Below are 11,500 nucleotides of genomic sequence, written 5' to 3' on the forward strand. Positions count from 1 at the left end.
ACAACCGTGGCCGCCGCGGGTCGGCCGGTGACGGACCTCGCGACCCGGGAATACCTCCGGGGCGGCCAGCCTCGCGCCGCCCCGGGCAGGAACCTCGCAGCCTCCCCACGGCCGCTCAATGATCGACTAACTCGTCCTTTCGGTGGATCCCCACCCGGACCGGGAGGGGGAGCCGATCCGGCGCCGTCGCCGAATTGTGATCATCAGTCGGCCCGTAACGGAATGGACCACGACGGCCGGTACGTTGGCCGAACGGGAAGCCGTGCACGCACGGCCCGCCCGTACGCGTCGACAGGAAGGTCCGAACCGGTGCTCGACCCACACGAGCTCTACGAACTCACCGACGATCTGCCCGATCTCGGCCAACCGGTGCTGATCCAGGCGCTCACCGGCTTCGTCGACGCCGGCAGCGCCACCCGGCTGGCCCGGGAGCAGCTGCTCACCTCCCTGGAGGCGCGGCCCATCGCCCGCTTCGACGTCGACCAGCTCTTCGACTACCGCTCCCGCCGGCCCGTGATGACCTTCGTCGAGGACCACTGGGCCGAGTACGACGCCCCGGCGCTGGAGCTGCACCTGCTGCGCGACGACGACGAGACCCCGTTCCTGCTGCTCACCGGCCCGGAGCCGGATCTCCAGTGGGAACGCTTCGTGGCCGCGGTCGCCGCGCTCTGCGCCCGGCTCGACGTCCGGCTCACCGTCGGGCTCAACTCGATCCCGATGGCCGTCCCGCACACCCGGCCCAGCGGCGTCACCGCCCACGCCACCCGACGCGATCTGATCTCCGGGTACGAGCCGTGGCTCCAGAAGGTCCAGGTGCCCGGCAGCGTCGGTCACCTGCTGGAGTACCGCCTCGGCGAGCAGGGCCGCGACGCGCTCGGCTTCGCCGCGCACGTGCCGCACTACGTCGCCCAGACCGAGTACCCGGCCGCCGCCGAGGCGCTGCTCGCCGCCGTTTCCCGCAGCACCGGCCTGCTGCTGCCCCGCGACGGCCTGGGCGCCGCCGCCGAGGTCGTTCGTGTGGAGATCGACCGCCAGGTGGCCCAGACCGAGGAGGCGGCCACCCTGGTCCAGGCCCTGGAGGAGCAGTACGACGCGTTCGCCCGCGGGCGCGGGGAGAAGAGCCTGCTGGCCCCGGAGACCGGACCGCTGCCCACCGCCGACGAGCTCGGCGCCGAGCTGGAACGCTTCCTCGCCGAGCAGACCAGGCCCGGCGACACTCCGGAACGCTGACGCGACACCCCGCCGGACTGAGCGGGCGGGGTGACCGGCGATGGGGCAGGCTGGAGTCATGCGCCTGGCGACCTGGAACGTCAACTCGGTGAAGGCCCGCCTCCCCCGCCTGCTCGACTGGCTGGCCACCACGAAGCCCGACGTCGTCTGCCTGCAGGAGACCAAGTGCCCCGACGGGGCCTTCCCGGTCGCCGAGGTGGGCGAGCTGGGCTACGAGGCGGCCAGCCACAGCGACGGCCGGTGGAACGGCGTGGCCATCCTGTCCCGCGTGGGCCTGGCCGACGTCGCGGTGGGCTTCCCCGGCGAGCCGGGCTTCCCCCTGCCGGAGGCCCGGGCCATCTCGGCCACCTGCGCCGGCCTGCGGGTCTGGTCGGTGTACGTGCCGAACGGCCGCTCCCCCGACGACCCGCACTACCTCTACAAGCTGGCCTGGTTCGCGGCCCTGCGCGACGCCCTGGAGCCGGAGGTGGCCGGCGGGCTGCCGCTCGCGGTCTGCGGTGACTTCAACGTCGCACCGACCGACGCCGACGTCTGGGACCCGAAGCTCTTCGTCACCTCCACCCACGTCACCCCGCCCGAGCGCGCCGCCCTGGCCGCGCTGCGCGACCTCGGCCTCAGTGACGTGATGCCGACCCCCATGAAGGGCCCGCACCCCTACACCTACTGGGACTACCGGGCCGGCATGTTCCACCAGAACAAGGGCATGCGCATCGACCTGGTCTACGCCTCCGCGCCGTTCGCCCGCGCGGTCACCTCGGCGTACGTGGACCGTGAGGCGCGCAAGGGCAAGGGCCCGTCCGACCACGCCCCGATCGTGGTCGACGCCGAGCTCGTGCCGTCCGTCGAGACGTTCTGACCCGGCTCGTTAGGGTGGAACCATGGCAGTCGTGAAGATCAACGCGATCGACGTCCCGCCCGGCGCCGGCGAGGAACTGGAGAAGCGGTTCGCGGCCAGGGCCGGCGCGGTGGAGAACTCCCCCGGCTTCCTCGGCTTCGAGCTGCTCCGCCCGGTCGCCGGGGAGAACCGCTACTTCGTCTACACCCGCTGGGAGACGGAGGAGGCGTACCAGGCATGGGCGCAGGGGCCGTCCCGGGCCGCGCACGCCGGCGGCGAGGGCGGCGAGCCCCGCAAGCCGGTCGCCACCGGCGCCACGCTGCTGGAGTTCGAGGTCGTGCAGCACGTCCCCGGCAAGGGCTGACCACACCTCCTTCCGAGCGGCGGTGAGTCGTTGCCGGGCGTCAACTCCACAGGCGCGCTGGGGTACACGCCCGCTCGGCCGCCTCCCCGCCAGCGCCTACGAACTTGATGACGTAGATGCATCGCCCGCCGCCGGACCGGCCTGAGTCATCCACGTCATCAAGTTCCCAGCGGCTCGTGGAGCATTCCGGGCCCGCCAGCGACGGTGCGAATCTCGGGCCGCGCGCGGACCGTCAGGATCCACGGCGTCAGGGGCTTCGGGTGTCGAGCAGGGAGGCGAAGGCGATCACGTTGTCCTGGTAGCCGGTGCGGCCGCCCACCCAGTCGCCGCCGCAGGTGATCAGCCGCAGCTCGGCCGGGCCGGACTCGCCGTAGACGCGGTCGGCGGGGAGGTTGGCCTTGTCGAAGTACTCGACGGTGTCGACCTTGAAGGCGGCCACGCTGCGGTCCGACCGGGTCACCTCGATCCGGTCCCCCGGCTTCAGGTCGTGCAGCCGGTAGAAGACGGCCGGCCCGCTCTTGGTGTCCACGTGCCCCACGATGATCGCCCGGCCGGGGTCACCGGGCACCGCCCCGCGGTTGTACCAGCCGGTCTGGTTGTGCTCGGTCAGCGGCGGGACGGCGATCGAGCCGTCCCGCGCCTGGCCGACCGGGGTCACCGGGGCGGTGACCTTGATGGCCGGCACGGCGAGGCGAACCGGGAGGCTGGCCGGCTCCCGTACCCGGGCCGGCTCGGTGGTGCGCCGGCTGGGCCCGGTCGCCGCGTCGGCCCAGTCGAACGGCCCGGCGGTCCGGCCCAGCCCGGCCCCGGTGGCGAAGACGCCGACCAGCACCAGCAGCACGGCGAGCGGCGCCGACCACGGGCTGCGGCCGGTGGCCCGGGCCGGCCGGGTGGCGGGCTGAGGGGTGGGGTTCGCGGCCATGGCGGGGCTCAGCGCCGGGCGGCGCCACGGAGGATGCGGGGCTGCCGGCGGGACGCGACCACGCCGACCACCGCGCCGGCCACGGTCAGCGCGAGCCCGACCGGCACCAGCAGCCCGCCGAACCCGCGCCCGGCGGTGCCGCCGAAGCCGGTCGCCGGCCCGCGGCTCGGCTGCACCCGCTCGACCACCTGGAGCATGGTCGACGCGGTCTGCCCGGCAGGGCACTCCAGCTTGACCCGGTAGTTGCCGGGACGGGTGCGGTCCCGGACCATCGGCGAGGCGGTGAGCAGGCCGTGCTGCGGCTGCACCTGGATCCGGCCGAACGCGTCGGAGACGACGGTGGCCGGCACCGAGTTGTCCCGGCAGCTCGCCCGGATGCCGACCAGGAAGCCCGCCTCGACGGTGCTCGGGGTGACCTCCACGAAGATGACGTCGGCGGGCGACGGCTGCGTCTCCGGCTGGCCCGGCACCGGCTCGGCGGCGGGCAGAAAGGCAGCGGGCAGGTAGGCGGCGGGCGGGCCGGCCTGGGCGGGCACCGCGCCGACCAGCGGGGCGGTGCACGCGGCGGCCGCGGCCAGCAGCGCCGCACGTCCCGTGACTGACACCATGCCCCCTCCCGGCCTCAGCGGTGGCGCGCCACCCGTCCTGCCGTACGGGATGAATCCTCTCACCCCGGGCCGCCCATCACATCCGATCCGCTCCGGCGGTCGCGTACGCTCGGATCGCTGTGACCACCACCGACTTCAGCGCCGCGCCGCCGGCCCACGCCGCCCGTATCCGCACCTTCCACCCGCGTCGCGGGCGGATGAGCGACCGGCAGCGCGACGCGCTGGCCCGGCTCTGGCCCGCGTACGGCCTGGAGATCGACGACCTGGACGGGCCGTGCGATCCGGCGGCGCTGTTCGGACGGCGGGCGCCGCTGGTGCTGGAGATCGGCTCCGGCATGGGCGACGCCACCGCGGCCATGGCGGCCGCCGACCCGGACCGACACTATCTGGCGGTTGAGGTGCACACGCCCGGAATCGCCAACCTGCTCGAACTGGTCGAACGGCACGATCTGGGCAACGTGCGGGTGGCCAAGGGCGACGCGCTGGACCTGGTCCGGGCCATGCCGGAGGGCTGCCTGGACGCGGTGCACGTCTTCTTCCCGGACCCGTGGCCGAAGGCCCGCCACCACAAGCGGCGGATCATCCAGCCGGCGCACGTGGCGTTGCTGCGCTCCCGGCTGGTCCCCGGCGGGACGCTGCACTGCGCGACGGACTGGGCCGAGTACGCCGAGTCGATGCGGGAGACGCTGACCGCCGACCCGGAGCTTGTCGACGTGCACGGCGGCTGGGCGCCCCGTCCGGCGCACCGGCCGGTGACCAAGTTCGAGCGGCGGGCGCTGACCGCCGGGCGGGAGATCTTCGACCTGGTCCATCGGCGGCGCTGAACCCGGTTGGCGCGGCGGCCCATGATCCAGGCACGATGGGAGCGCCATGACTCTCACCGCCGCGCTGCCGAAGAGCGCCGACCCCGACACCCTCTACGACGCGTTCGCCGGCTGGGCGTCCGAGCGCGGTCTCGACCTCTACCCCCACCAGGAGGAGGCGGTCATCGAGATCGTCTCCGGCGCGAATTTGATCATGAATACGCCGACCGGCTCGGGCAAGAGCCTGGTGGCGATCGCCGCGCACTTCGCCGCGCTGGCCGACGACCGGACCACCTTCTACACCGCGCCGATCAAGGCGCTGGTCTCGGAGAAGTTCTTCGCCCTCTGCGAGGTCTTCGGCGCCGAGAACGTCGGCATGCTCACCGGCGACGCCAGCGTCAACGCCGACGCCCCGATCATCTGCTGCACCGCGGAGATCCTGGCCAACCTGGCGCTGCGTGAGGGCGCCCGGGCCGACGTCGGCCAGGTGATCATGGACGAGTTCCACTTCTACGCCGAGCCGGACCGGGGCTGGGCCTGGCAGGTGCCGCTCATCGAGCTGCCGCAGGCCCAGTTCATCCTGATGTCCGCGACGCTCGGCGACACCACCCGCTTCGTCGACGACCTGACCCGGCGCACTGGGCGGCCGACCGCCGTCGTGCGCTCGGCCGAGCGGCCGGTCCCGCTCCTCTTCTCGTACGCGATGACGCCGCTGCACGAGACCCTCGAGGAGCTGCTGGCCACCAAGCAGGCCCCGGTCTACGTCGTGCACTTCACCCAGGCCGCCGCGCTGGAGCGCGCGCAGGCGTTGATGAGCGTGAACGTCTGCACCCGGGCCGAGAAGGACATGATCGCCCAGGCGATCGGCAACTTCCGGTTCACCTCGGGCTTCGGCAGGACGTTGTCCCGGCTGGTCCGGCACGGCATCGGCGTGCACCACGCCGGCATGCTGCCCAAGTACCGCCGTCTCGTGGAGACCCTGGCCCAGGCGGGGCTGCTCAAGGTCATCTGCGGCACCGACACCCTCGGCGTCGGCATCAACGTGCCGATCCGCACCGTGCTCTTCACCGGCCTGTCGAAGTACGACGGCACCCGGACCCGGCTGCTCAAGGCCCGCGAGTTCCACCAGATCGCCGGCCGGGCCGGGCGGGCCGGCTTCGACACCCTGGGCCGGGTCGTCGTGCAGGCCCCCGAGCACGTCATCGAGAACGAGAAGGCCCTCGCCAAGGCGGGCGACGACCCGAAGAAGCGCCGCAAGGTGGTGAAGAAGAAGCCGCCGGAGGGCTCGATCGGCTGGGGGGAACCGACCTTCCAGCGCCTCGTCGAGGCCGAACCGGAGCCGCTGACCTCCAGCTTCCAGGTCAGCCACTCGATGCTGCTCAACGTCATCGGCCGCCCCGGCGACGCGTTCGCCTCGATGCGGCACCTGCTCACCGACAACCACGAGGACCCGGCCGCCCAGCGCCGGCACATCCGCCGGGCCATCGCCATCTACCGGGCGCTGCGGGCCGGCGGCGTGGTCGAGGAGCTGCCCGAGCCGGACGAGCAGGGCCGGCGGGTCCGGCTCACCGTCGACCTCCAGCTCGATTTCGCGCTCAACCAGCCGCTCTCCCCGCTCGCCCTGGCCACCGTCGAGCTGCTCGACCGGGAGTCCCCGTCGTACGCGCTCGACGTGCTCAGCGTGATCGAGTCGATCCTGGACGACCCGCGCCAGGTGCTCTCCGCGCAGCAGTTCAAGGCCCGCGGCGAGGCGGTCGCCGCCATGAAGGCCGAGGGCATCGAGTACGAGGCCCGCCTGGAACTCCTCGACGAGGTGACCTGGCCGAAGCCCCTGGCGGAGCTGCTGGAGTCGGCGTACGAGATGTACCGGCAGGGCCACCCCTGGGTCGCCGACCACCAGCTCTCCCCCAAGTCCGTGGTCCGCGACATGTACGAGCGCGCCATGACGTTCACCGAGTACGTCCAGTTCTACGGGCTCTCCCGCTCCGAGGGGCTGGTGCTGCGGTACCTCGCGGACGCGTACAAGGCGCTGCGGCAGACGGTCCCCGAGGACGCCCGGACCGAGGAACTGACCGACCTCATCGAGTGGCTGGGCGAACTGGTGCGCCAGGTCGACTCCAGCCTGATCGACGAGTGGGAGCGGCTGCGCAACCCGTCCGACGTCGCCGAGGTGGCCGCCTCGCTGGACGACCGGCCGCCGGCGGTCACCCGCAACGCCCGGGCGTTCCGGGTGCTCGTGCGCAACGCGCTGTTCCGCCGGGTCGAGCTGGCCGCGCTGCGCCGCTGGGACCTGCTCGGGGAGCTCGACGGCGAGAACGGCTGGCACGCCGACGCGTGGGCGGACGCGCTGGAGCCGTACTTCGAGGCGTACGACTCGATCGGGGTGGGGCCGGACGCGCGCGGGCCGGCGCTGCTGATGATCGAGCAGGGCCGGGAGCGGTGGACCGTACGCCAGATCCTGGACGACCCGGAGGGCGACCACGACTGGGGCATCAGCGCCGAGATCGACCTCGCCGCCTCCGACGAGACGGGGGCGGCGGCCGTCCGGATCACCGACGTCGGACAGCTCTGAGTCCGTACACGACGCGGGGGTGGTCCGGGGAAACCGGTCCACCCCCGCGTCGTCGGCGGATCAGTCGCGCGGGGCCTGGAAGGCGACGCGGCGACGGCGGAACATGACGAACAGCACCGCGCCGGCCGCGAGCACGGCGGCGCCGACACCGGCGAGCGCGACGGCCGGGGCGCCGGTGACCGGCAGGCCGCCACCGGAGCCACCGCTGCCGTCACCGGAGCCGCCCTCGGCACCGGTGATGACGATGCGGGCGGTGTTGTTCGCCGGGTTGGACTCGGTGGAGGAGGTGGCACCGTTGACCACGATCGTCCCGTCGGTGCCCGGAGCTGACTTGATCTTCAGCTTGACGGTGGACTTGATCCGGCCGTAGCCGGACGCGACGCTGGGGAACTCGCTCTCGAAGTTGCAGCGCAGCTTCGCCGATTCCGGCAACTGCTTGCCCGGGGTGCCGTCGGTGTAGCACCACTCGGCGGGCAGCAGCACCGTGCCGCTCGGCGCGGTGATGACGACGCCGGGGCCGCCGCCGTCCGACGGGCCGTTGTTCACGACCTCGTAGGCGAGGTCGACCGTCTGCCCGACGGTGCCCTTCACCGGCGGGGCGGTGACGGCGACGTCGAGCGTGTTCTTCTTGGTCCAGAACTGGACGTCGGCGTAGTTGTCGGACTCGTCGAGCTCACGCTCCACGACGGACCGCTTGGCGAGGCCCGCCGCCACGGCCTTGGCGTGCAGCTTCTCGGCGGCGGCGGCGAACGACGGGCCGGTGCCCTTGGTGGCGGCGACCTTCTTCGCCGCCTCCGCCTCGCCGGCGAGGGCCGTGCTGAAGGCGGCGTAGTTCTCGGCCGGACCGGGCAGGTTGCGGCCGAACGTGATGTTGAACAGCGACGCGCCGGTCTCGTCGTCGAACAGCAGCAGCCCCTCGCCGGGCTTGAGCGTCAGCGGCACCGTGCAGGTGACCTGGCTCGGCCCGTACACGTAGGGCGCGCCGATGTCCTTCGGGTAGTAGTCGACGTAGGTGCAGTCGCTGTACCGCTCGACGAAGGTGGCGCCGGTGGGCAGGTCGACCCGGACCGTGAAGTCCGTCGCGGGGCTGTCGCCCTCGTTCAGGACACCGCTGTAGAGCGGGACGCGGTCGCCCGCGCCGACCGGGTGCGCCTTGTCGTTCAGATTGTCGGCGGCGGCGACCAGGTCGGGGCCCGACGCGACCACGGTGACCGGGAACGAGGTGGTGTTGTCGCCGGGGTTGGCGTCGTCCTCCGCGCCGGCGATGGTGACCGTGACCGAGCCCGCGTCGCCCGGCGTGGCGCCCGTGCGGCTGGCCAGCGACACCGGGTAGACGTTGGTGACCTGCCCGGCCGCGAGGCTGCCGACCGCGCAGGTGACCTTTGCGTCGGCGAGCTTGCAGGTGTCGTCCCAGTCCGACACGGAGGCGGTGACCGCGTCGGACAGCTTGCTCAGGTCGAGGGTGACGGTCACCGCGGTGGCGTCGGCCTCGCCGTAGTTGTACACGTACATGCCGATGGTGGTGCCGCTGTTGTCGACCTCCGCGACCGGGTCACGGTCGAACGAGACGGAGAGATCGGGCAGCGCGTCCGCCGCGTGCGCCGGGGCGGAGAAACCGAACAGCGCGGTCGTCGCCAGCAGCGCCGCGCCGACGGCGAGGCGGGGCCAACGGGCCGTGAGGGATGTCATGTGTGCTCCGGAGAAGAACGAAGGAAGCACGCACTCTAATTGATGATCAGCAACCGCGATGTCCCGTCTGAAGAGGCGGCTCCGGACCCCTGGGCGATGTCAGACCCGTCGATTAGAATGTATGTACTAATCGAGCTGCTTGACCTGGGAGGATGCTCGTGACCGCGCCCACCTCCGCCACCCCTGTCACCCCCTACGCGACCCTCCTCGGGTTCACCCGCTACGTGGACCGCACCGGGCCCACGAAGGCCACCTTCGTGGGCGGCCTGCGCAGGCAGCGGGCGAGCCGGCACGGGTTCAATCCGCACGGCCAGTTCGTCAAGGCGCTCAAGGCCGACGTCGCCTTCCACACCGGCGGCACGCACCTGGCCCAGGTGGCCGACCTGGTCAAGCCGCGCTGGCGCCCGCTCTACGAGGCGCTGGTGCCCGGTGCGACCACGTGGCTGCACTCGCTCGGCGAGCCGGCCGGCGTCGACCTGGCGCAGACCCGCGACGCGCTGGCCATGCTGGGTGACCTGCCCGTGAAGATCAACCCCCAGTTCGGCGTGCGCTACGCCGACGGCCACGCCGAGGCGATCCGGCTGCACTTCGACGAGGCCCCGCCCAGCGAGGAGACCACCCTGGCCACGTTGCACCTGATGACCCGGCACATGGACGCGGTCCTGCCGCACGCCGAGCCGGTGCTCGTCGACGTCCGGCGCGGCGAGTCCCACCGGATGCCGGCCGACGTCAAGCCGGAGCAGGTCGAGCAGTGGCTGGCCGGCGAGGCCGCGGCGTTCCGCGCCATCTGGTCCACGGCCGCCTGACCCGACCCGCACCCCCAACGAGCGGCTGCCCCTCCCCGGGCAGCCGCTCGTTCGTGTGCAGGCGGCGCAAGTCACCTGTTCCTCCCTCTTTCGGGAAGATACGGGGCGTATGTGAGCGAATGTCGGGAAGCTTGGTTCATGAGAGTGCCTCGCGCCACGGCACGGCCGACCGCCGGCATGTCCACCGCCAACCGCGCTCGGCTGGCCGTCTTCGCCCTGCTCACGGTCGCGGCTGCGGGCGTCGGCACGCCGCTGCCCGCGGTCCTCGCGCTCGCCGCCGTCACGGCGCTGATCCCGGTCGCCGACGCGCTGGACCGGGCTCCGGTTCCCGAGCCGGAGCGCCGGTGGGAACCCGAGCGCGAGCGCGAGGCCGCCTGATCCGTCCGCCCGCCAGGGAGCACACCGTGGTCACGAACGACATCACCATCGCGTCACCGCTGCAGACCGCCCGTGCCCGCGGCCGGCTGCGGGGCCGCCTCATCCTGCTCGGACCGGCCTTCGTGGCCGCGGTCGCCTACGTCGACCCGGGCAACTTCGCCACCAACTCCACGGCCGGCGCGCGCTACGGCTACCTGCTCGTCTGGGTCGTCGTGGCGGCGAACCTGGCCGCCATGCTGGTGCAGACGCTCACCGCCAAGCTCGGCCTGGCCACCGGACGCAGCCTGCCCGAGCTGTGCCGCGAGCACCTGCCCCGGCCGGTCAACCGGATCATGTGGGTCCAGGCCGAACTGGTGGCCATGGCCACCGACCTGGCCGAGGTGATCGGTGGCGCGGTCGCCCTGCACCTGCTCTTCGGCATCCCGCTGCTGGCCGGCGGCCTGATCGTCGGCGCGGCCGCGTTCGCCGTCCTGGCGCTGCGCTCGCGCGGCTTCCGGGCCTTCGAGATCGCCATCGCCGTGCTGCTCGGCGTGATCGTCCTGGCCTTCGCCGTCAACCTGCTCAGCGCGCAGCCCGACGTGTCCGCCGCGGCCGGCGGGCTGCTGCCCCGGATGCACAGCACCGACAGCATGCTGCTGGCCGCCGGCATCCTCGGCGCGACGGTGATGCCACACGTCATCTACGTGCACTCCGCGCTGACCCCGAACCGCATCCCGGCGGCCGACGAGGCCGAGCGGCGGGTCGTGGCGAAGGGCCTGCGTACCGACGTGCTGCTCGCCCTGAGCACCGCCGGGGCGGTGAACCTCGCCATGCTGCTCGTCGCGGCGGCCACCTTCCACGGCAGCGCGATCCCCGGCACCGACACCCTGGAGGGCGTCCACGCCGGGCTGGCCGGCGCCCTCGGCGCGGTGGCGGCGCTCGGCTTCGCGGTGGCGCTGCTGCTCTCCGGGCTGGCCTCGACCAGCGTCGGCACCTACGCCGGCGAGGTCATCATGCAGGGCTTCCTGCGCCGCCGCGTCCCCCTCGCGGTGCGCCGGCTGGTCACCCTGCTGCCGGCGCTGCTGGTGCTCGCCGTCGGCGTGGACCCGACCCGGGCCCTGGTGCTGTCGCAGGTGGTGCTGAGCTTCGGCATCCCGTTCGCGCTGATTCCCGTGGTGGCCTTCACCCGCCGCCGGGACCTGATGGGCGGCCTGGTCAACCGCCCGGCCACCACCGCCGCCGCGTCGGTGATCACCGCCCTGGTGGTGGCGCTCAACCTGTTCCTGCTCTGGCAACTCGTCGCCTGACCCGGCG

At 72.8% G+C, this 11,500-nt stretch carries 11 protein-coding genes; 8 read left to right on the top strand and 3 right to left on the bottom strand.

Annotated elements, in window-relative coordinates; genetic code table 11:
* Positions 1 to 309 precede the first annotated feature (309 nt).
* The 3 genes from ABZW14_RS18205 to ABZW14_RS18215 are packed head-to-tail and all read left to right on the top strand — an operon-like array spanning position 310 to position 2,429.
* Positions 310 to 1,230 (top strand): PAC2 family protein, encoded by a 921-nt coding sequence (locus ABZW14_RS18205; protein ID WP_355347417.1) that lies wholly within the window; start codon positions 310 to 312, stop codon positions 1,228 to 1,230.
* A gap of 58 nt (positions 1,231 to 1,288) precedes the next feature.
* Positions 1,289 to 2,086 (top strand): exodeoxyribonuclease III, encoded by a 798-nt coding sequence (locus ABZW14_RS18210; protein ID WP_355347420.1) that lies wholly within the window; start codon positions 1,289 to 1,291, stop codon positions 2,084 to 2,086.
* Between the two features lie 22 nt (positions 2,087 to 2,108).
* Positions 2,109 to 2,429 carry an antibiotic biosynthesis monooxygenase gene (locus ABZW14_RS18215; RefSeq protein ID WP_091263467.1) on the top strand — a complete coding sequence of 107 codons (321 nt, stop codon included), beginning with the start codon at positions 2,109 to 2,111 and terminating at the stop codon, positions 2,427 to 2,429.
* Between the two features lie 247 nt (positions 2,430 to 2,676).
* On the opposite strand, the gene ABZW14_RS18220 is transcribed toward ABZW14_RS18215, so the two are convergent.
* On the bottom strand, positions 2,677 to 3,351 hold the full coding sequence (locus ABZW14_RS18220; protein WP_355347424.1) for a class F sortase: 675 nt from the start codon (positions 3,349 to 3,351) through the stop codon (positions 2,677 to 2,679).
* A gap of 8 nt (positions 3,352 to 3,359) precedes the next feature.
* Entirely contained in the window at positions 3,360 to 3,959 is a 600-nt protein-coding gene (locus ABZW14_RS18225; RefSeq protein WP_355347427.1) for a hypothetical protein, read from the bottom strand.
* A 119-nt stretch (positions 3,960 to 4,078) separates the two neighbouring features.
* Here ABZW14_RS18225 and trmB point away from each other — a divergent pair, with 119 nt between their 5' ends.
* Together trmB and ABZW14_RS18235 are read left to right on the top strand one after the other, a co-directional pair.
* Positions 4,079 to 4,783, top strand: a complete 705-nt coding sequence (trmB, locus tag ABZW14_RS18230; protein ID WP_355347430.1) for a tRNA (guanosine(46)-N7)-methyltransferase TrmB — start codon at positions 4,079 to 4,081, stop codon at positions 4,781 to 4,783.
* A 46-nt stretch (positions 4,784 to 4,829) separates the two neighbouring features.
* Positions 4,830 to 7,334, top strand: a complete 2,505-nt coding sequence (locus tag ABZW14_RS18235) for a DUF3516 domain-containing protein (RefSeq protein ID WP_355347433.1) — start codon at positions 4,830 to 4,832, stop codon at positions 7,332 to 7,334.
* Between the two features lie 60 nt (positions 7,335 to 7,394).
* Here ABZW14_RS18235 and ABZW14_RS18240 read toward each other — a convergent pair whose 3' ends face one another.
* On the bottom strand, positions 7,395 to 9,023 hold the full coding sequence (locus ABZW14_RS18240) for an LPXTG cell wall anchor domain-containing protein (protein WP_355347436.1): 1,629 nt from the start codon (positions 9,021 to 9,023) through the stop codon (positions 7,395 to 7,397).
* A 158-nt stretch (positions 9,024 to 9,181) separates the two neighbouring features.
* On the opposite strand from ABZW14_RS18240, the gene ABZW14_RS18245 reads away from it, so the two are divergent.
* The 3 genes from ABZW14_RS18245 to ABZW14_RS18255 all read left to right on the top strand — a co-directional run bounded on the left by ABZW14_RS18245 (position 9,182) and on the right by ABZW14_RS18255 (position 11,493).
* Entirely contained in the window at positions 9,182 to 9,829 is a 648-nt protein-coding gene (locus tag ABZW14_RS18245) for a hypothetical protein (protein ID WP_355347439.1), read from the top strand.
* Positions 9,830 to 9,967: 138 nt separating this feature from the next.
* A complete protein-coding gene (locus ABZW14_RS18250; RefSeq protein ID WP_355347442.1) occupies positions 9,968 to 10,207 on the top strand; it encodes a hypothetical protein in 240 nt (79 codons plus the stop codon).
* Between the two features lie 26 nt (positions 10,208 to 10,233).
* On the top strand, positions 10,234 to 11,493 hold the full coding sequence (locus ABZW14_RS18255; RefSeq protein ID WP_355347445.1) for an Nramp family divalent metal transporter: 1,260 nt from the start codon (positions 10,234 to 10,236) through the stop codon (positions 11,491 to 11,493).
* Positions 11,494 to 11,500: the final 7 nt, after the last annotated feature.

This window comes from Micromonospora sp. NPDC004551 (assembly GCF_040609975.1).
Classification (GTDB): domain Bacteria; phylum Actinomycetota; class Actinomycetes; order Mycobacteriales; family Micromonosporaceae; genus Micromonospora.